This window comes from Planomonospora sp. ID91781 (genome assembly GCF_015711595.1).
Lineage (GTDB): Bacteria > Actinomycetota > Actinomycetes > Streptosporangiales > Streptosporangiaceae > Planomonospora > Planomonospora parontospora.
In genome coordinates this window covers 3783185-3801716 of record NZ_JABTEY010000001.1, presented here as the reverse complement: position 1 = coordinate 3801716, position 18532 = coordinate 3783185, and the positions used below count along the sequence as shown (strand labels likewise).

Annotated in this window: 17 protein-coding genes; 10 read left to right on the top strand and 7 right to left on the bottom strand. The window is 74.2% G+C overall.

Annotation, left to right across the window (positions count from 1 at the left end; translation table 11 throughout):
- Positions 1 to 15: 15 nt before the first annotated feature.
- Positions 16 to 1485 carry a helix-turn-helix transcriptional regulator gene (locus tag HS048_RS17180; protein WP_068893828.1) on the bottom strand — a complete coding sequence of 490 codons (1470 nt, stop codon included), beginning with the start codon at positions 1483 to 1485 and terminating at the stop codon, positions 16 to 18.
- Positions 1486 to 1869: 384 nt separating this feature from the next.
- Here HS048_RS17180 and aceA point away from each other — a divergent pair, with 384 nt between their 5' ends.
- A complete protein-coding gene (aceA, locus tag HS048_RS17175; RefSeq protein WP_068893829.1) occupies positions 1870 to 3159 on the top strand; it encodes an isocitrate lyase in 1290 nt (429 codons plus the stop codon).
- A gap of 241 nt (positions 3160 to 3400) precedes the next feature.
- Here the strand turns inward: aceA and HS048_RS17170 are convergent, their stop codons facing one another.
- Positions 3401 to 4300, bottom strand: a complete 900-nt coding sequence (locus HS048_RS17170; RefSeq protein WP_068893830.1) for a LysR family transcriptional regulator — start codon at positions 4298 to 4300, stop codon at positions 3401 to 3403.
- A gap of 80 nt (positions 4301 to 4380) precedes the next feature.
- On the opposite strand from HS048_RS17170, the gene HS048_RS17165 reads away from it, so the two are divergent.
- From HS048_RS17165 to HS048_RS17150, 4 genes are all read left to right on the top strand, one after another.
- Positions 4381 to 5646, top strand: a complete 1266-nt coding sequence (locus HS048_RS17165; RefSeq protein ID WP_196467461.1) for an MFS transporter — start codon at positions 4381 to 4383, stop codon at positions 5644 to 5646.
- Positions 5647 to 5648: 2 nt separating this feature from the next.
- Entirely contained in the window at positions 5649 to 6533 is an 885-nt protein-coding gene (locus HS048_RS17160) for an NAD(P)H-binding protein (RefSeq protein ID WP_196467460.1), read from the top strand.
- 126 nt (positions 6534 to 6659) lie between these two features.
- Positions 6660 to 6872, top strand: coding sequence for a hypothetical protein (locus HS048_RS17155; RefSeq protein ID WP_153054023.1), 213 nt, complete (start codon positions 6660 to 6662; stop codon positions 6870 to 6872).
- Between the two features lie 239 nt (positions 6873 to 7111).
- A complete protein-coding gene (locus HS048_RS17150; protein ID WP_068893833.1) occupies positions 7112 to 7399 on the top strand; it encodes an HU family DNA-binding protein in 288 nt (95 codons plus the stop codon).
- Positions 7400 to 7439: 40 nt separating this feature from the next.
- Here HS048_RS17150 and HS048_RS17145 read toward each other — a convergent pair whose 3' ends face one another.
- From HS048_RS17145 to HS048_RS17135, 3 genes are all read right to left on the bottom strand, one after another.
- Positions 7440 to 8252, bottom strand: coding sequence for an ABC transporter ATP-binding protein (locus HS048_RS17145; RefSeq protein WP_196467459.1), 813 nt, complete (start codon positions 8250 to 8252; stop codon positions 7440 to 7442).
- Between the two features lie 77 nt (positions 8253 to 8329).
- A complete protein-coding gene (locus HS048_RS38535) occupies positions 8330 to 9898 on the bottom strand; it encodes a serine/threonine-protein kinase (RefSeq protein ID WP_196467458.1) in 1569 nt (522 codons plus the stop codon).
- Positions 9899 to 10242: 344 nt separating this feature from the next.
- Positions 10243 to 11343: an alpha/beta hydrolase gene (locus HS048_RS17135; RefSeq protein WP_196467457.1), complete on the bottom strand. Its 1101-nt coding sequence runs from the start codon at positions 11341 to 11343 to the stop codon at positions 10243 to 10245.
- Positions 11344 to 11670: 327 nt separating this feature from the next.
- Between HS048_RS17135 and HS048_RS17130 the strand changes: the two genes are divergently transcribed.
- The 3 genes from HS048_RS17130 to HS048_RS17120 are packed head-to-tail and all read left to right on the top strand — an operon-like array spanning position 11671 to position 14091.
- Entirely contained in the window at positions 11671 to 12468 is a 798-nt protein-coding gene (locus HS048_RS17130; RefSeq protein WP_196467456.1) for an ABC-2 family transporter protein, read from the top strand.
- Between the two features lie 53 nt (positions 12469 to 12521).
- Complete coding sequence (locus HS048_RS17125; protein WP_196467455.1) at positions 12522 to 13310, top strand: ABC transporter permease; 789 nt, start codon at positions 12522 to 12524, stop codon at positions 13308 to 13310.
- A 4-nt stretch (positions 13311 to 13314) separates the two neighbouring features.
- A complete protein-coding gene (locus HS048_RS17120) occupies positions 13315 to 14091 on the top strand; it encodes an ATP-binding cassette domain-containing protein (protein ID WP_196467454.1) in 777 nt (258 codons plus the stop codon).
- A 190-nt stretch (positions 14092 to 14281) separates the two neighbouring features.
- Here the strand turns inward: HS048_RS17120 and HS048_RS17115 are convergent, their stop codons facing one another.
- Positions 14282 to 15709 carry an MFS transporter gene (locus tag HS048_RS17115; RefSeq protein ID WP_196467453.1) on the bottom strand — a complete coding sequence of 476 codons (1428 nt, stop codon included), beginning with the start codon at positions 15707 to 15709 and terminating at the stop codon, positions 14282 to 14284.
- A 47-nt stretch (positions 15710 to 15756) separates the two neighbouring features.
- Here HS048_RS17115 and HS048_RS17110 point away from each other — a divergent pair, with 47 nt between their 5' ends.
- Positions 15757 to 16971 (top strand): ROK family transcriptional regulator, encoded by a 1215-nt coding sequence (locus tag HS048_RS17110; protein ID WP_196467452.1) that lies wholly within the window; start codon positions 15757 to 15759, stop codon positions 16969 to 16971.
- A 191-nt stretch (positions 16972 to 17162) separates the two neighbouring features.
- Here HS048_RS17110 and HS048_RS17105 read toward each other — a convergent pair whose 3' ends face one another.
- Positions 17163 to 17657: a hypothetical protein gene (locus tag HS048_RS17105; RefSeq protein ID WP_196467451.1), complete on the bottom strand. Its 495-nt coding sequence runs from the start codon at positions 17655 to 17657 to the stop codon at positions 17163 to 17165.
- A 265-nt stretch (positions 17658 to 17922) separates the two neighbouring features.
- On the opposite strand from HS048_RS17105, the gene HS048_RS17100 reads away from it, so the two are divergent.
- Positions 17923 to 18492 (top strand): MFS transporter, encoded by a 570-nt coding sequence (locus tag HS048_RS17100; protein ID WP_196467450.1) that lies wholly within the window; start codon positions 17923 to 17925, stop codon positions 18490 to 18492.
- Positions 18493 to 18532: the final 40 nt, after the last annotated feature.

Below are 18532 nucleotides of genomic sequence, written 5' to 3'. Positions count from 1 at the left end.
CCCGCGGCCCGGGGATCAGTCGGCGGCGTGGCGCTCCAGGAAGGTGTAGACGTCGGCCTCGTCCACGCCGGGGAAGGACCCGGGCGGGAGCGCCACCAGGACGTGCGAGTTGGCGCGCGCCGAGGGCCAGGCGTAGCCCTCCCAGCGCTGGGCCAGCTCGGGCGGCGGGCGGCGGCAGCAGTCGCCGTTCGGGCACTCGGACTTGGTCCGGTTCACGGTCTCCCGGCCGCGGAACCAGCGCGACTCGCGGTACGGCACGCCGAGCGTGATGGCGAAGTCGCGCTCCCGGCTGGGATCGACGTGGGCGACGCAGAAATAGGTGCCGGTGGGCGAGTCGGAGTACTGGTAGAAGACGGAGAAGCGGTCGGGCGAGAGGAAGACCTGCCGGCCCGACCACTGCAGGCACATGCGCTGGCCCTCGATCGCGCCCTGCTCGTCGGCGGGGAAGACGATGCCGTCGTTCTCGTAGGCCTTGTAGATGATCCCGCCGACGTCGTTGCGGACGAAGTGGCAGACCAGGTCCAGGTGGTGCGTGGCCAGGTTGGTGAAGCGGTGCGCGGCCATCTCGTAGGAGACCGCGAACACGTCGCGCAGGTCCTCGACGCTGAGCGCCCGGTCCTGCTTGGCCTCCCGCAGGTACGGCGCGGCGGCGGCCTCGGGCACGAGGACCGCGGCGGCGAAGTAGTTGGCCTCGGTCCGCTGGCGCAGGAAGTCGGCGAAGTCGCGGGGCTTGTGGTGGCCGAGGGCCAGGTGGCCGATGGTCTGCAGCAGGATCGTGCGGGGGGTGTGCATGCCGAGCTGCTCGTGCTTGACGTAGATGCGCCGGTTGCGCAGGTCGGTGATCGAGCGGACCGTCCGGGGCAGGTCCTGCACGGTCCGCACGCTGTAGCCGAAGTGGGTGACCAGCGCCTGGACGGTGCTCTGCGAGAGCGCGCCGGAGCGGTAGCCGACCGCGGCCAGCGCCTCGGCCGCCGCCTTCTCGATCTCCGCGAAGTAGTTGCCCTGCTCGCGCTGCTTGCGGCGGAGCTCGGCGTTGGCGGCGCGGGCCTCCTCCGGGGTGGCGGTGCCCTTGGCCTGGCGGGAGCGGAGCTCACCGTAGAGGCCGAGGATGTGCTCGAGCACGTCATTGGGCACGCGCGCGGAGACCTTCAGCCGGGGCAGCCCGAGGCCGGCGTAGAGCGGATCGCGCTGGGCCTCCTCCAGCTCCATCTCCAGCTGCGCGCGCCGGTTGGGCGCCTGCCGGCGGAGCAGTTCCTCCACCGGCACGTTGAGCGCGGAGGCGAGCGACTTGAGCAGCGACAGCTTCGGCTCGCGCTTGCCGTTCTCCAGCAGGGAGAGCTGGCTCGGCGCCCGGCCCACCCGTTCGCCCAGGTCGGAGAGGGTCAGGCCGCGCTGCTTGCGCAGGTGGCGCAGGCGCTGACCGAAGGCGATGAGGTCGAGCTCCTGTGTCAAAGAAAGCGGTTCTTCTCCGACCAGCGGTGTCATGTCCCGATCCTAAGCGAAAATTCCGCCCATCTTCCACTCGCGAACCGCGCATCCCCGTACGGCGTGCGGGTAAGGCCCCCACCCTCCCCGACCGGCCTCCGGCCGGCCCGCGCACCGCACACCTTCGGCCCGCGCGGCGCACCTCTCCGGGGCCTCCGTGACCGCCCGGCCACCACCCCCCTCGACGGGTGCCGAGTGAGCCGGACCACACACGATTGGTCTAGTCCAGAGCGAAAACTCTGATGTTCTTCTCTATCGAATACTGGTGAGTATTGGCTAGATCGGAAAAAATATCGTTCTTTCCGCGAAAAGCACCTTGTTCCCCCGTTTCGCCGGGGCACACACTCAGGGCAAGGCACCCAGGGGACGACAAGGAGTGAAAAAATGAACGATCGCCTCAAGGGAGCCGCAGAGGAACTGCGGCGCGAGTGGGAGACCGACCCCCGCTGGAACGGCATCGAGCGGACCTACACGGCCGAGGACGTCGTGCGGCTGCGGGGCTCGGTCCAGGAGGAGCACACTCTCGCCAAGCTCGGCGCGGAGCGGCTGTGGGACCTGCTGCACAGCGAGGACTACGTCCACGCCCTCGGCGCGCTGACCGGCAACCAGGCCGTCCAGCAGGTCAAGGCGGGGCTGAAGGCGATCTACCTGTCCGGCTGGCAGGTCGCCGCCGACGCCAACCTCGGCGCCCAGACCTACCCGGACCAGAGCCTCTACCCGGCCAACTCGGTCCCGGCCGTCGTGCGCCGCATCAACAACGCGCTGCTCCGCGCCGACCAGATCACCTGGTCCGAGGGCGACCAGAGCGCGCCGCACTGGCTGGCTCCGATCGTGGCCGACGCCGAGGCCGGCTTCGGCGGCGTGCTGAACGCCTTCGAGCTGATGAAGGGCATGATCGCCGCCGGTGCCGCCGGCGTGCACTGGGAGGACCAGCTGGCCTCCGAGAAGAAGTGCGGTCACCTCGGCGGGAAGGTCCTCATCCCGACCGGCCAGCACATCAAGACCCTCAACGCGGCCCGTCTCGCGGCCGACGTGGCGGGTGTGCCGTCCCTGATCATCGCGCGGACCGACGCCCAGGCCGCGACGCTGCTGACCAGTGACGTCGACCCCCGCGACCAGAAGTTCGTCACCGGCGACCGTACCGCCGAGGGCTTCTACCGGGTCCGCAACGGCGTCGACGCCTGCATCGCCCGCGGCCTGGCCTACGCGCCCCACTCCGACCTGCTGTGGATGGAGACCTCCACCCCGGACCTGGACGTGGCCCGCGAGTTCGCCGAGGCGATCAAGGCGCGCTACCCGGACCAGATGCTGGCCTACAACTGCTCGCCGTCGTTCAACTGGAAGAAGCACCTGGACGACTCCACCATCGCCAAGTTCCAGCGCGAGCTCGGCCACATGGGCTACAAGTTCCAGTTCATCACGCTGGCGGGCTTCCACTCGCTCAACTACTCGATGTTCAACCTGGCGCAGGGCTACGCCGAGGAGGGCATGACCGCCTACGTCGAGCTCCAGGAGGCCGAGTTCGCCGCCGAGTCCCGCGGCTACACCGCCACCCGCCACCAGCGCGAGGTCGGCACCGGATACTTCGACCTGGTCAGCACGGCCATCGCGCCGGACTCCTCCACCACGGCCCTGAAGGGCTCCACGGAGGAGGAGCAGTTCGAGGCTCACTGATCCGAGGAAGGACCGGGAGCGCGGGTTTCGCAGTCCGCGCGGGACGGGGCGGCTCTTCAGGGCATGCGGAGCCCGCCCCGGCCCGCCGGGCACCCGCCTGAGCCGAGGCCCGCGCTCCCGGTCCGCCCTCGGACTCGGACTCCCGAGACCAGGACGAAGACCCCGCCTCCTTCCCCCCAGGGAGGCGGGGTTTCCCCGTTCCGGCCCGGACTCCTGAAGTCACGGGCCAGGGCTCCTGAAGTCACGGGCCCGGCGGGCCCGGGGGCCCGGCCGCCGGGACACCGAGGGCGGACAGGAACGCCGCAGCGGCGGGGGACGGGGACGAGCCGCTCCAGACGAGGTACTCCATGCGGGCCGGGGCGTCGCCGAGCCGGACGACGGGCAGGTCGGGGAGCTCGGAGACGAAGTCCGCGGGCAGCATCCCGATGCCCAGGCCCTGCCGGATCAGGCGGGCCATGAAGTCGGGGGAGCTCACCTCGAAGGCGACCTCGCGCCGCACTCCGGCCGCCGCGAACGCCTCGTCCGACTGGATCCGCCCGGCGGTGCCCGCGGGGAAGTCGACGAACGGCTCGTCCGACAGGTGGCGCAGCTCCACCTGCTCCCTGTCCGCCAGCGGGTGACCGGGCGCCACCACGGCGACGAGATGGCCGCGCGCCAGTTCGCGGCCGCGGACGCCCCTGGGCGGTGCGCCCACCGGCAGCCCCAGGAACGCGACGTCCAGGGTGCCCTGCCGCACCCGTTCGGTCAGTTCCTCGCTCGCGCCCGAGCGGAGGCTGATCCGCACCCGCCGGTGCCGCAGGTGGAAGCGCCTCAGCTCGGTCGGCAGGTCGACGGCCGTGACGGTGGGGATGGCGCCGACGGCGAGGCGGCCCCGGATCTCCCCGGCGGCCGCCGCCACCTCGGCGCGGGCCCGTTCGGCGGCCTCGAGGGCCTGGCGGGCCGCGGGCAGGAACGCCTCCCCGGCGGAGGTCAGCCGGACGCGGCGGCTGGTGCGCTCGAACAGCCTGGCCCCCAGCTCGCGCTCCAGGCGGGCGATCTGGTGGCTGAGCGCGGACTGGACGACCAGGCACCGTTCGGCGGCGCGGGTGAAGTTGCCCGTCTCCGCTACGGCGACGACGTAGCGCATCTGCTGGAGCTCCATGAATCAATCTTGATACACGATCGCTGCCGATGATGAACATGCATTGGACTCATTGATCGTTCATGGCCGAGGCTGGGGGCATGACCGCGACGAGATCCCACCCCGGCGGCGGCCTGCCGCGCGGGCTGCTCCTGCTCATGTCCACCGCGACCGGATCGGCCGTCGCGGGGAACTACTTCGCGCAGCCGCTGCTCGACCTGATCGGCCGGGAGCTGGGGATCGGGCCCTCGTCGGCGGCGCTGGTGGTGACGGCCGCCCAGGGCGGGTACGCGCTGGGGCTGATCCTGCTGGTGCCGCTGGGCGACCTGATGGAGCGGCGGCGGCTGACGGTGGCGCTCTACGCGGCGACCGCGCTGTTCCTGCTGGTGTCGGCCACCGCCGCCAACGGGACGGTGCTCCTGGCCGGCACCGCCCTGACCGCCCTGACCTCGGTCGGGGCGCAGGTGGTGGTGCCGTTCGCGGCGACGCTGGCGGACCCGGCGGAGCGCGGCCGGGTGGTCGGCACGGTGATGACCGGGCTGATGCTCGGCCTGCTGCTGGCGCGGACCGCGTCCGGAGCGCTGTCGGAACTCGGCGGGTGGCGGACGGTCTACTGGGTGCACGCCGCCCTGATGGCGGTGATGGCCGTACTGCTGCGCGTCCTGCTGCCCAGGCTCGGCGGGGACGGCGGGCGCCTGTCCTATCCGGGGCTGCTCCGCTCCACGGTCTCGATGTTCCGGCAGGAGCCGCTGCTGCGGTGGCGGGCGGGCATCGGCGCGTCGAGCCTCGCCGCCTTCAGCGTGCTGTGGACGGCCTCGGCCTTCCTGCTGGTGGGACCGCCGTACGGCTGGACGGAATCGGTCATCGGCCTGTTCGGCCTGGTGGGCGCCGCGGGCGCGCTGACCGCCACGGTGGCCGGGCGGCTGGCCGACCGCGGGTACGTCCAGACCGTGACCGGCGCCGGGGCGGTCCTGCTGCTCGCGTCCTGGGCGGCGATCGCGGCCGGGGCGCACTCGCTGGCCTGGCTGCTCGCCGGCGTGATCGTGCTCGACCTGGCGCACCAGGCGGTGCTCAACAGCAGCCAGAACGTCCTCTACGCGCTCCGGCCCGAGGCCCGCAACCGGATCAACTCCGCCTTCATGACCTCCATGTTCCTCGGCGGCGCGGTGGGCTCCGCGCTGACGTCGGCGGTCTGGGTGAGCGGCGGCTGGACCGGCGTGTGCGTCCTGGGCGCCGTCCTCTCGGCCGGGACCGCCGCGCTCTGGGCCCTGGAGCGCCTCACCGCCGGCCGGGCGGCGGGAAGAGCCCCGAAGACCGCCGCGGTACGCGGCCTGATCCGTGTCCTCACCACCACCAAGGGAGAATGAGCGTGCCGCGCACCGTACTGATCACCGGAGCCACCGGGACCGTGTCCACCGCGCTGATGGACGCGCTGCGGGGAACCGGGTTGGGCCTCCGCGCCCTCGTCCGCGAGGCATCCGGAGCCGGCGGCCCGCGCGGGCGGGGCGCCGAGGTCTTCGTCGGCGACCTCGGCGACGCCCGGTCGCTGCCGCCCGCCTTCGAGGGCGTGCAGGACGTGTGGCTGCTCACCCCGAACGGCCCGCGCGCTCCGGAGCACAGCATGAACGCCGTGTGGGCCGCCCGCCAGGCCGGGGTGGAGCGCATCGTGCGCCTGTCCGTGGTCGGCGCGGCGCACGACGCGCCGAACCGCAGCGGCAGGCTGCACGCGCTGTCCGACCGGGAGACCGAGCGGTGCGGCATGCGCTGGACGATCCTGCGCCCGCACTGGTTCATGCAGAACCTGCTGAACGAGGCGGGCGACGTCTCCGCCACCGGCACGTTCTCCCTGAACATGGCCTCGGCGCGGATCGGCATGATCGACGCGCGCGACATCGCCGAGTGCGCCGCCCGCGTGCTCCTCGACGACCCGGACCGCCACCACGGTGAGACGTACACCCTCACCGGCCCGCGCTCGGTGACGTTCGACGAGGTCGCCGACCGGCTGAGCCTCGCGCTCGGCAGGCCGGTCGCGTACGTGCCGGTCGGCCACGACGCCAAGCGCGGCGCACTGCTCGGCCACGGCGTTCCGGAATGGATCGCCGACATGCTCGAGGAGTACGCACGGGCGTACGCCGCCGGGTGGGGGGACTTCACCACCGGCACGGTCGCCGGCCTGCTCGGCCGCCCCCCGCGCGACGTCGCCGACTTCGTCCGCGACCACGCCGCCGCGTTCGCCCCTGCCGGCGGGCACTGAACGGGAATTGCGGTGAAATGCACAATACGAGCGCTCGTGGAGAAATTTACCCGGGCATAGATATTCCATCCTGATATGCCCCTCCAGTTACCCCGTGCTTACTCTTGCCTCCCTAGCCTCGGCCTTATGGGGATATGGCTGGGGCCGCACGGCATCGAAGTCGAGGCGCTCGTGGTGAACGATCGACCGTGCCTGCGCGTCACCCGCCTGATCGGCGGGGAACGCGTGCTCGTGGCGGACTGCGCCGACGTGCGGGAGGTGGGCCGCCACGTGGATCTGGCGCAGCTGGTCATGGCCGACAGCGACGAGCGGCAAAGGTTCGGTCACGTCGGGGCGTGACCCCCGCCCGGCCGTGAACTTCCGCCCCCGGCCGGGCGTCGGTGTAGGCAGGGAGGTCGGAATGGAGACGGGAGTTCCGCACGGCCTCGCCTGCGAGGACCTCCGGCTGGAGCTCCTCCTCGTCGAGGCCCTGCAGCGGGAGGCCGAGCGCCTGGCCGCATTCCCCGCGCCCGAGGGATGAAACGGACCACACGATCCCCGTAGTGTTGGTCCTCCCGGGCACTGCAGGAAAGAAGTAGATGAACAAGCGCGAGCTGATCGAGAAGGCGGCGGCGGAGGCCGGTCTCACCCGGCGGCAGACCGCCGCGGCGCTGGACGCGATCCTGGACACCATCCAGCACGCCGTCGCGGGCGAGGACAAGGTGGCGATCCCCGGCTTCGGCTCCTTCGAGATCGTCCACAAACCCGCCAGGACCGGCCGCAACCCGCAGACCGGCGAACCACTGGAGATCGCCGAGACCTGGACGGCCCGGTTCAAGCCCAGCCCCGGGTTCATGGGGCTGATCCGCCAGCGCAAGAAGGACTGAGCCCGCACCGCCCGGCGCGGGAAGGAGGGACACCCCCGTCCTACCCGTGCCTCCCCCGTACGGCGCGGGCCGACCAGCGGCCGTCCAGACGGTCGATCCGCAGGGGGCGGCCGAAGCACTCCGACAGGCCCTCGTCGGTGAGGACCTCCCCCACCGGTCCCGCTGCCTGGATCCGGGCGTCGCGCATCAGCAGCGCGTGCGTCGTGGTCGCCGGCACCTCCTCCAGGTGGTGCGTCACGGTGATCGTGGTCAGCGCCGGCCGTACCGTCGCCAGCTCCTCCAGCACGGTGATCAGGTCCTCGCGGGCGGGCAGGTCGAGCCCGGCGAACGGCTCGTCCAGCAGCAGGATCACCGGATCGGCCATCAGCGCCCTGGCCACCCGGATGCGGGCCCGCTCGCCCTGCGAGCAGACGCGGAACAGCCGGTCGCCCAGGTCCTTGCAGCCCATGTCGGCCAGGAGCCGCCGGGCGCGCTCGTCCTCGCCGGGACCGTAGCGGTCCCAGAGCGGAGCGCTGCTCCCGGTGTAGCCGGTGAGGACGACGGTGTGCGCAGTGGCGCCCTCCTCCTCCAGCAGCTCCTCGTCGACGAGCCGCTGGCTGGCCGCGACCAGGCCGATGCGGCGACGCAGCTCCCTCAGGTCCACCCGGCCCAGCCGCTGGCCGAGCACCGTGGCCGCGCCCTCGCTGGGATGCCGTACGGCGGCGGCCAGCGAGAGCATCGTCGTCTTGCCCGCCCCGTTGGGTCCGAGGACGACCCAGTGCTGGCCGTACTCCACCTGCCAGTCGATGTCCGCCAGCAGCGTCCGCCCGACCACCCGGACCCCGACACCGCTCAGTTCGACCGCACCCGGCACAGTTCCCCCTCCGACTCGGTTGGCGCCGTTCACCCTAACGGATGGCCCCGCCCCCTCCCGGAGGCCTGTACGGCCCCTCAGCCGCCGATCTGCGGCACGGGACCGGAGGAGGACAGGGAGGAGGAGGCGGTCGGCGTCGCGGAGCCGCTCGGGGACGGCGAGGGGCTCTCCCCGTCCCCGGTCTGCGGGATCCGGGTGAAGGAGGGTTCGGGCGCGGCCGTCCTCGTCGGGCAGTCCCCGCCGGGACCCCGCGCCGCACCCCCGCCTTCCCCGTCCGCGCAGGGCCGCGGTCCCCCGGGGTCACCGCCCCCGGGCTCGTCGGAGGGTTCTCCGGGATCGCGCGGTCCGTCCGGCGCCGGCTCCTCCGCGTGCCCGCTCACCTGCGGCACCGGCATCGTCCGCGTCGTGGTGACCGTGATCGTGGACGGGCTGACCGGCGGCACGCTCCTGGTCCCGCCGGCCGGAGGGCGGGTCCGGCGGAAGGCGCCGCCCGTGGGCGTGCCGTCGGCCGGGATCACCATCGGCACGTGCTCGGGCGGCCGGGCGCCGCCGCCGAGGACGCCGTTGCCCGCGGCGACGACGGCGAGCACCGCCATGGAGGCCGTGGCCAGCGCGGCGAACCCGGCCTGGGGCAGGTGGGGGCCGTTGCGGGGAGCCCTGCGGGTTCCCCCGGCCGGGACCGCGGGCCGTTCGCGGGCCCGCGGCCGGTTCCTGGACCGGTCCGCCGCCGGGCCTGGAACCGGGTGGGCCTGCGGGTACGGGACCGGCGTCCAGACCTCCGCCAGCACCTCGGCCACCGCCACCCGCAGGTCCCACGGGTCTCCCACCCCGCCCACCGCGAGCAGCGCGCCGAGCAGGTCCGCCGCCGGGGGGCGTCGGGCGGGCTCCTTGTCCAGCGCGACCTCGACCACCGGGCGCAGCAGCGCGGGCACCGCGGAGAGCCGCGGCGGTTCCACCAGGATCCGCCGGGTCAGTTCGTCGGACTCGCCCGCGCCGAACGGGTGGTGGCCGGTCGCCGCGTAGGCGACCAGGCATCCCCAGGAGAAGACGTCGGAGGGCGGCAGGGCCCTGCCTCCGGTGAGGCGTTCCGGAGCGACCCAGCCCGGGCTCCCCATGACCTGCCCGGCCTGGGTGTGGGAGGCGAGGCCGTCCACGTCCCTGGCGATCCCGAAGTCGATGACCCGCGGGCCGGCGTGCGACAGCAGCACGTTGGCGGGCTTCAGGTCGCGGTGGACCAGCCCGGCCTCGTGCACCGCCGTCAGCGCGGCGGCCACGCCCAGGGCGACGCCGTAGGCGAGGTCGGGGGTGAGCGGGCCGCGGGCGGAGACCACCTGGGAGAGCGAGGGACCGGGGACGTACTCGGAGACCAGGTAGGGCCGTTCCCGGTCGGTGCCGTCCTCGATCACCGCGGCGGTGCAGAACGGGACCACCCGGCGGGAGAACTCCACTTCCTCCGCGAACCGGGCGCGGAGCGTGGGATCGTCGAGGTGCACCGGGTGCGGCGTCTTGATCGCGACCACGCCGCCGCGCGGGTGCTCGGCCAGGTAGACCACGCCCATGCCGCCGGCGCCGAGCCGGCCGAGCAGGAGATGGCGGCCGATGGTGACCGGGTCTCCCACGGTCAGCGGCCGCACGCCAGGGGGCATCCCGTTCCCGGGGCCGGTTCCGCCACGTGCCATCCGGATGAGCCTCTCGTGTGCGCGCTACGGCAAGCACACTGTGACCCGGTGGAGCGAGCCCTCGCGCCCGACCCGTCACAAGCACTATGGCGGGTAAGGCGAATGATCCCTGAAGGTAAGTAACCGGTGGGGCCGGAGGTGCGGGAAACACCGGCGCGGTCTGCGGGAAAGGTCCTCCCGGCCCCGGCTCCATCCTCCCGGCCCCCGGCCCCGTTCTCCCGGCCGGCCGCCGCCGGGCCGGGCCGGATGGCGAGGCCGGGCGGACCGGGCCGGGCCGGGCGGCGAGGCCGTACCCGGCGGCGACCGCCCCGTCAGGCCGCGGCCGAGCCGGTCCCGGCGGCGGGGGCCGGGGTGAGGAGGTCCGCGGCGAGCAGGTCCGCGGCACCGGGATCCGCGGCACGCAGGTCCGCGGCGAGCGAACCGCCGTCGGAGGTGTCCGCCGCGGGGACGTCCCCGGCGGAGAGCGCCCGGGCCGCGCTCAGGAAGCGGGCGATGTGCAGGAACGCCTGGCGCGCCTCGGGGAGGATGTCGGCCAGGAGGGGGAAGACGTGCGGCATTCGCCGCCACTCCTCGTAGGTCACCGGCACGCCCGCCTCGCGGGCGCGTTCGGCGACGCGGCGGCCCTCGTCGCGGAGGACCTCGGTGGAACCGGTGACGATCATCAGCGGCGGCAGTCCCGCGTAGTCGCCCAGCACCGGGGAGACCAGGGGGTCGCGGGGGTCGAGGCCGGAGGTCCAGCGCCGGGCGAGCCAGTCGACGCGGCCGGCCGGGATCAGCGGGTCGGCCAGGCGGTTGACCCGGCGGGGGGTGTCGGTGAGGTCGGTCCACGGGGACAGGCACACGGCGGCCGCGGGCAGCGGGAGCCCCCGGTCGCGCAGCGCCAGCAGGGCGGCCAGGGTGAGGTGACCGCCCGCCGAGTCGCCGGCGAACAGGACGTCGGCCGGGTCGTAGCCTCGTTCCAGCAGGCACCGGTAGGCGGCGAGCGCGTCCTCGAGCGACTCGGCCAGCGTGTGCACCGGGCCCTGGCGGTAGTCGAGGGCCAGCACCGGGCGGCGGGCGGCGACCGACAGGCGCCAGGTGATCGGCCGGTGGGTGGCCGGGGAGCAGACGAAGTAGGCGCCGCCGTGGAAGTAGAGCAGGACCCTGCGCTCGTCGAGCTCCCGCCCGGCGCGGACCCACTCCCCCTCGCATCCTCCGAAGGACTCCCCCTCGACGGTCACGTGCCCGGGCAGCCGGAGCGGGACCTTCTTGGCGAGGGCGACGATCCGCGAGGCGGCGACCACGCTGGCGTCCGACCGCAGCAGCAGCCCGGAGATCGGCTTGAAGGTGCCGCGCAGGATCGTGTTGAGCGCCGTGGCCTGCCAGCTGACGGGGTAACCGGGGCAGACGTCCACGTTGATCTCGTCGTTCATGCGGGCACCTCCTTGACAGGAGGATGCCCTTCAGAACTTCCTTCTACCATTCCGCGAAGATATCGCCATGGTTACGGATATGTGACGAGATGTCCCATATCTCTCTCCGTAGCCGCGGCCCGCCCGCCCGCAGGATAGCCCCGGCCGACGGTGCGGCCCGCCGCGGAGCCGTACCACCGCGACCGGCACCGCGGCCCGCCCGCGGGGCCGTACCACGCCGGCCACCGCCGCCACCCATCCGCCCGCGGGTGTGCGCCGCAAAACCCGTTGCCCCGGGGCCGGGCCGCGGGGAAAATGACACGGCCGCCCCGGTGCACCGGAACCTCCATGGAGGACGTCTTCCTGCTCTACGCGCGCATCGCCGCCTACGGCTTCCGCCGTCACTCCGCCTACCGCGCCGCCGCCCTCGCCGGAGCCTTCACCAACAGCGTCTTCGGCATCCTCCGCGCCTACGTCCTGATCGCCCTCTGGCAGGCCCGCCCAGGCCTCGCCGGATACGACGTGACGGACGCCGTCACCTTCTGCTTCCTCAGCCAGGCGTTCATCGGTCCCATGCAGGTCTTCGGCGGCGGGCTGCAGCTCGCCGGGCGCGTGCGCAGCGGGGACGTCGCCGTCGACCTGCTGCGCCCGGCCTCCCTGCAGCTGTGGAGCCTCGCCGACGACCTGGGCCGCGCCGCCTACCTGTTCCTGCTGCGCAGCCTGCCGCCCACCTTTCTCGGCGCCGCCCTCTTCGGCATCGTCGTGCCGGCCGACCCGGCGACCTGGGCCGCCTTCGCCGCCTCCTTCACCCTGGGCGTGCTGGTCAGCTTCGCCCTGCGCTACCTGACGGCGCTGTCGTGCTGCTGGATCGTCGACGACCAGGGCGTGCAGTCGCTCTCGCTGGTGCTCACGCTCTTCCTCAGCGGCATGGTCCTGCCCCTGAACCTGTTCCCCGGCTGGTTCGGCGAGCTGACCCGCGCCCTGCCCTGGGCGGCCATGGTCCAGGTCCCCGCCGACGTCTACCTCGGCAAGCGGGACGTCCTGGAGGCGCTCGCCTTCCAGGTCTCGTGGGCGGCGGCGCTGCTCGCGCTGGGCGCACTGGCCACCCGCGCCGCCCGCCGCAAGGTGGTGGTCCAGGGTGGCTGACCCGGGACGGTCCGGGCCGGACCGCGCCGCGGGCGCCCGGGACGGAGCCGCCCGTGGTTAGGACCTACCTGCTGCTCGCGTGGACCTGGCTGCGCGCCTCCGCCCAGTACCCCGTGTCGCTGGCGATGATGGTCCTCGGCTCGTTCGCCGTCAACGCCCTGGACGTCGCGGCCATCTGGATCATCTTCCAGCACACCGGCTCGCTCGGCGGGTTCGGCCTGGCCGAGGTCATGTTCCTGTACGGCACCGCGGACATGTCCTTCGCCCTGGCCGACACGCTCTTCGGCAACGTCGACCGGCTCAGCCACCACATCCGGAGCGGGAGCTTCGACACCATGCTGATCCGGCCGGCCTCCGCGTTCGTCCAGATGGCGACCGACCGCTTCAGCGTGCACCGCTTCGGCCGGCTCGCCCAGTCCGCGGTGGTGCTCGGCATCGCCCTGCCCCGGCTCGGCCTGTCCTGGGAGCGGGCCTGGATGGTCCCGCTGATGATCGCCTGCGGAGCCGTCATCTTCGCCGCGATCTTCACCCTCGGCGGGGCCCTGCAGTTCCTGCTCACCGATGCCCCGGAGGTGGCCAACGCCTTCACCTACGGCGGCAGCGCGCTGACCCAGTACCCCCTGAGCGTCTACGGCGAGCAGCTCGTCAGGGGGGTGACGTTCGTCGTCCCGCTGGCGTTCGTCAACTGGCAGCCGGCCCTGTACGTGCTGGACCGGCCCGACCCCCTCGGCCTGCCGTACTGGCTGCGCTTCGCCGCGCCGCTCGCCGCCCTGCTGCTCGCCCTGGCCGCCGCGCTGGCCTGGCGGGCCGGCATCCGCCGCTACCGTTCCACGGGGAGTTGACCAGATGATCGAAGTCGACCGGGCCGGGCGTTCCTTCACCGTCGGCCGGGGCAGCGCCCGGCGGACCGTGCACGCCGTGCGGGATCTGTCGTTCACGGTCGGGGCCGGGGAGTTCGTCGGCTACCTCGGCCCCAACGGCGCGGGCAAGTCCACCACCATCAAGATGCTCACCGGCATCCTGGCCCCCACCTCGGGCCGGCTGCGGGTGGCCGGGCTCGACCCCACGCGCCGCCGTACCGCGCTCGCACGCAGGATCGGGGTGGTCTTCGGACAGCGGACCACCCTGTGGTGGGACCTGCCACTGAAGGACAGTTTTCAGCTGGTCCGACACCTTTACAAAGTAGATCGGATTGATTTCCGGCGGCGGCTGGACGAACTGGCCGGCCTGCTCGACCTCGGGTCCTTCATGGACACCCCGGTCCGCCAGCTCAGCCTCGGCCAGCGCATGCGCGGCGACGTCACCGCCGCACTCCTGCACGACCCCGCCGTCCTGGTCCTGGACGAGCCGACGATCGGCCTCGACGTGGTGAGCAAGGTCGCCATGCGCGACTTCCTGCGCCGCCTCAACGCCGAGCGCGGCACGACCGTCCTGCTCACCACCCACGACCTGGGCGACATCGAGAAGCTCTGCCGCCGCGTCATGCTCATCGACCACGGCAGGCTCGGATTCGACGGCACCCTCGACGAACTGCGCGCCACGGGTCCGGACGGCGACTCCCTGGAGGAGGTCGTCGCCCGGCTCTACACCGGCTCGGCTCCGGGGACGCCCGCGCCCCCGTGAAGGTCCCGGCGCCACACCCGTCCACTCCTCCCCTCACCCGCTCCGGGCGCGCGCGCCCCCCTCCTCGCATCCGTTCCGGCCGGGCACGCGCCCCCTCCTCACCCGTTCCGGCCGGGCGCGGGTCCCCCTCCTACTCCGGCCGGGCACGCGCCCCCTCCTCACCCGTTCCGGCCGGGCGCGGGTCCCCCTCCTACTCCGGCCGGGCGCGCGGCCACGACGCGGCGGCCAGGACCGCCGCCAGCGGCGGCACCGTGACCAGGAACGCCGTCCGCAGGTCGAGCGCGGCCCCGAGCGCGGCCAGCGCCGCGGGCGCCGCCAGGATCGCGGTGCCGGAGGCGAGTGCGCCGTACGCCGCCGACCGCGCCGCGGTGAGCCCCGGCACCTGGACCAGCCGGGCGAGCGTCACCGGGTAGAGCGGCGCGATCCCCAGCCCGGCGGCGAGCAGCCCGGCCGCGACCGGCGCGGGCGAGGCGGTCAGGGCGACGGCCAGGGTTCCGGCCGCCGCGAACCCGCACCCCAGCGGGACGACCGGGACCCCCCGCCCGAGCAGGCGCGGCGCCGCGAGCCGACCGGCCGCCATCCCCACCAGGAACGCGGTGGCCGTCGCGGCGGCCGCCGCCGCGGTCAGCCCGGTGTCCTGCAGCCGGGTCGTGGCCCAGATCGTGAAGCAGAACTCCATCGACACGGCCGCCACGATGGCGGCCCACGCCCCGGCCGCCCGCCGCCCCACCGGCGGGCCCGAGCCGCCGCCGTCCCCCTGCGCCGGATAGGAGCCGCGTACCGGAGAGGGGTCGTGCGCCCGAGAGGGACCGTGCGCGGGAGAGAAGCCGTGCGCGGGAGAGGAGTCGTGCGCCCGGTCGGCGGCGTCCGCCTCGGGCCGGGAACTCCGCGGGCCGGCGGGCGGTCGCCGGTCGCGGGCGCCGGAGTCCACCGGCGGGCGGGCTCGGGAGTCGGCCGCGAGGAACAGCAGCGGCGGGACGGCCAGCAGAAGGGCGAGCCGGCCGTTCGCACCGGCGGCGTCGAGGGCGCCGATGGCGGGCGGGCCGAGCAGGGCGCTGACGCTCGCCGCCGCGTTGGCGCGGGCGAGACGGGCGGCGGCGTCCGGGCCGTGCAGCAGGGCCGGGGTGACCAGGACGAGCCCGGCCGCGCCGAGGCCCAGCAGGAGCGCGCCGGTGGCGGCGGCCGCCTCGACCGGCGCGACGGCGAGCAGCGCCGCACCGGCGGCGGCCACCAGGGCGGCCGTCAGCAGCGCCGGCCGGGGCCCCGGGCGCAGCACCAGCGGTCCCGCCGCTCCGACGGCCAGCAGGCCGGCCCCGAAGGACGACGACAACCAGGCCAGCTCGCCGGGATGCACGCCGAGATCGCGGGCGAGCAGCACCAGGCACGCGCCGAGGCTGTTGACGGTGAACCCGAGTGCCGCCTGCGCGAATCCGACCTGCCGGACGACCCGCCGCTCCCCCGGCGCGCTCCCGCGGCCGTCCCGCACGGCGGCTCCCGGCCGCCGCCCGTGCTCCCCCGCCCGCGCCGACCGGACGCGTTCGACAGACGCGCCGGAGTCGAGGAGAGTGCCGTCCATGTCCAGGAGCATCGCCTCGGTCGTTCGGTCCAGCCGTGGCACGGCGTCCCCCCTTAATAAACTCGTCGGTCGAGGATAAAGAGAGGGCGATGCCCATGACAAGCCCCGCAGGTCGTCCGTCCTCTCGCCCGGCCTCCGTCCGCGCACGGGACGCCCGCTGGCGCGGTGCGCTGGCCGTACTGGAGGAGATGCGCCGGGAACCGGGCGTCACCCGGGCGGGCGTGGCGCAGCGGCTCGGGCTGACCACCGGCTCGGCCACCGAGATCACCGCACGGCTGCGGGAGCTGGGGCTGCTCGCCGAGACCCCGGCCGCCGCCTCCGGCCGAGGGCGGCCGACCACGGTGCTGCACCCCCATCCGGACGGCCCGGTCGTCATCGCGGTCGACATCCGGCAGGAGGACTGGCGGATCGCGGTCGCGGCGCTCGACGGCAGGCCGCACGTCGCCGAAGCGGGCGCGCACGCCAGCCGCGAGCCCGGCCGGGTGGTCGCCGTGATCGCGGAAGCGGTGCGGCGCGCCTGCGAACGGCACGGCGGCCGGGTCCGGGCCGTGTCGGTGGCCGTCGCCGCGACGGTCCGGCACGGCGGAGTCGTGCAGTCCGCCGCGCTGGGCTGGGATGCGGTGGATCTCACCGGGCTGGTGCCCGATCCGCGCCTGCCGCTGCTCGTCGGCAACGACGCGACGCTGGCCGGCGCCGCCGAGGCCCGCTACGGCGCCGCCGCGACGGCCGGCACGGCGCTGCACGTCACGATCGAGGTCGGCGTGGGCGGCACCCTGGTCGTGGACGGCCGTCCTGTCGCGGGCGCGGCCGGCGCAGGCGGGGAGTTCGGCCACCTGCCGTTCGGCGACCCCGCACTGCGCTGCCCGTGCGGCGCGACGGGGTGCTGGGATCTCACCGTCGACGGGCGGGCCATCGCCCGCCACCTCGGGGAGCCGCCGCCCCGTGATCCGCGCAGCTACGCGCAGGCGGCCGTGGACAGGGCGGCGCGGGACGCGCCGGCCCGGTCCGCGGTGGGCCGCGCCGCGAGCGCGTTCGGCCGCGGCCTCGCCGGGCTGATCAACGCCTTCGACCCCGACATCGTCACGCTCGGCGGCTTCGCCGAGCCGCTGCGCGCCGCGGCCGCTCCGGAGTTCGGCACGGCCCTGGCCGACGGGCTGATGCGCTTCCGCCGCCCGGATCCGCCGCCCGTGGTGGCCGCCGCGCTCGGCGGGGACGGCGCGCTGCACGGGGCCGCGGTCACCGCGCTCGACGGCGTCCTCACGGAGGAGGGCCTCAGCGCGTGGGCGGCCGGGCGCGCCGGCTGAACGCGCGGCCCGGACAGGACGTCAGCGGCCGGGCGGACCGGTGACGAGGACGAGGACGAGAACGATGGCGAGGACGATGGCGAGGACGATGGCGAGGACGATGGCGAGGACGATGGCGAGGACGGGCCGATACGCGAGCCGAGACGTCCGGCCGGAACGGCGCGGAACGGACGGTGCGGCGGCCCCGTCCGTCAGTAGTAGGCCCGATCGTTCGACTCCTCGTACTCGTCGCCGTCCTCGTCCCCGTCCTGTCCGGCCCAGCGGGAGGGCAGCAGGACGGGGATGAACAGGGCGACGCCGAGGAGGGCGTAGACACCGGTGGTGAGCAGGATGCGCATGCCGCGGCCCGCCTGGAGCAGCACCTCGTGGAAGGTCGGGTTGACGGGCAGGAATCCCAGGCCCCGGCCGGTGTCCAGGACGTAGACCACGGTCCAGGCGAGCAGGACCATCGACGGGACGAAGCAGGCCACCGGGGAGACCCGGCCGACGATCAGCAGGCCGATCAGGAGGCCGGTCCCGGCCATCGCCGCCGGCGCGGCCCAGTTCTGCCCGGTGCCGGTGGCGGGCGGGGCGACGCCCTGGGCGGGCTGCAGGGCGAGGCCCATCTCCGCCGCCGCCCATCCCGCGCCGAGCAGGAGGACCGCCGTCACCACCAGTCCGATGAGCAGTCCGAAGACGTGCCGCATCCCCCACCACCTCGGCCTCGACATGTTCTGGTCGCGGCAACCATAGCCACAAAAGCGGCAAAGCTGCAGGGATCACATGCTTTCGGTTCACCGAGCCCGATGCCGGACCCGATGCGGAGCTCTACACCGGACCCGATGCCCGGACCCGATGCCGGACCCGACACCGCGCTCGACCCCGGACCCGATGCAGAGCTCCCCACCGCTCAGTCCCGGCCCGGCACCGGACTCCCCACCGGACTCGATCCCGGGCCGTCACCGTGAGAGCATGGCTCGCGTCATGCTCGCCCTCCTCCCGCTCCGGCTCACGCGCGCGGCCGCCTTCTCCGCCGTCTGCGTGACGCTCGCCGCCCTCGGCCACGTCGCCGCGGGCGGTTCGGGCCCGGAGCCGTGGGCACTGGCCGCGGGAGCGTCGGCGGTGGCGGTCCTGTCCGCGTCGCTCGCCGGACGCGAGCGGTCCGCCGGCACGGTCACCGCGGTGCTGACCGGAGCGCAGGCGGTCCTGCACGAGGTGTTCGCCCTGGGCGGCGGCCCCGCCGCGCCCTCCCTCGCCGGGCACCTCCACGGCCGGGGGCTGGGCCAGAGCCTGGGCATGCTCCTGGCCCACCTGACCGCCACACTGATCACCGGCTGGTGGCTGGCCCGCGGCGAGACCGCCCTGTGGGCGCTGCTGCGCGCGGCCGCCCACCACCTGGGATCGGCGTTCCGGCTGCTCACCGGAGCCGTGCCCCTCCCCGTCCCGCCGTCCGCCCCGCTCCCGGCGCTGCCGCCCGTCCCCGTCCGGGGCCTTCTCCGCCACACCGTCAGCCGACGCGGTCCTCCACTTCCCGCCGCCTGACCCACCCCCCGTTTCACCCGTTCTCGTCGAAGTGGAGATC

What these genes read in the sequence shown, in the direction of transcription:
- aceA (WP_068893829.1), top strand. Translation starts at nt 1,870, where the DNA reads ATGAACGATCGCCTCAAGGGAGCCGCAGAGGAACTGCGGCGCGAGTGG.
- HS048_RS17110 (WP_196467452.1), top strand. Translation starts at nt 15,757, where the DNA reads ATGCCCATGACAAGCCCCGCAGGTCGTCCGTCCTCTCGCCCGGCCTCC.
- HS048_RS17105 (WP_196467451.1), bottom strand. Translation starts at nt 17,657, where the DNA reads ATGCGGCACGTCTTCGGACTGCTCATCGGACTGGTGGTGACGGCGGTC.
- HS048_RS17130 (WP_196467456.1), top strand. Translation starts at nt 11,671, where the DNA reads ATGGAGGACGTCTTCCTGCTCTACGCGCGCATCGCCGCCTACGGCTTC.
- HS048_RS17170 (WP_068893830.1), bottom strand. Translation starts at nt 4,300, where the DNA reads ATGGAGCTCCAGCAGATGCGCTACGTCGTCGCCGTAGCGGAGACGGGC.
- HS048_RS38535 (WP_196467458.1), bottom strand. Translation starts at nt 9,898, where the DNA reads ATGCCCCCTGGCGTGCGGCCGCTGACCGTGGGAGACCCGGTCACCATC.
- HS048_RS17135 (WP_196467457.1), bottom strand. Translation starts at nt 11,343, where the DNA reads ATGAACGACGAGATCAACGTGGACGTCTGCCCCGGTTACCCCGTCAGC.
- HS048_RS17155 (WP_153054023.1), top strand. Translation starts at nt 6,660, where the DNA reads ATGGGGATATGGCTGGGGCCGCACGGCATCGAAGTCGAGGCGCTCGTG.
- HS048_RS17180 (WP_068893828.1), bottom strand. Translation starts at nt 1,485, where the DNA reads ATGACACCGCTGGTCGGAGAAGAACCGCTTTCTTTGACACAGGAGCTC.
- HS048_RS17100 (WP_196467450.1), top strand. Translation starts at nt 17,923, where the DNA reads ATGGCTCGCGTCATGCTCGCCCTCCTCCCGCTCCGGCTCACGCGCGCG.
- HS048_RS17165 (WP_196467461.1), top strand. Translation starts at nt 4,381, where the DNA reads ATGACCGCGACGAGATCCCACCCCGGCGGCGGCCTGCCGCGCGGGCTG.
- HS048_RS17120 (WP_196467454.1), top strand. Translation starts at nt 13,315, where the DNA reads ATGATCGAAGTCGACCGGGCCGGGCGTTCCTTCACCGTCGGCCGGGGC.
- HS048_RS17150 (WP_068893833.1), top strand. Translation starts at nt 7,112, where the DNA reads ATGAACAAGCGCGAGCTGATCGAGAAGGCGGCGGCGGAGGCCGGTCTC.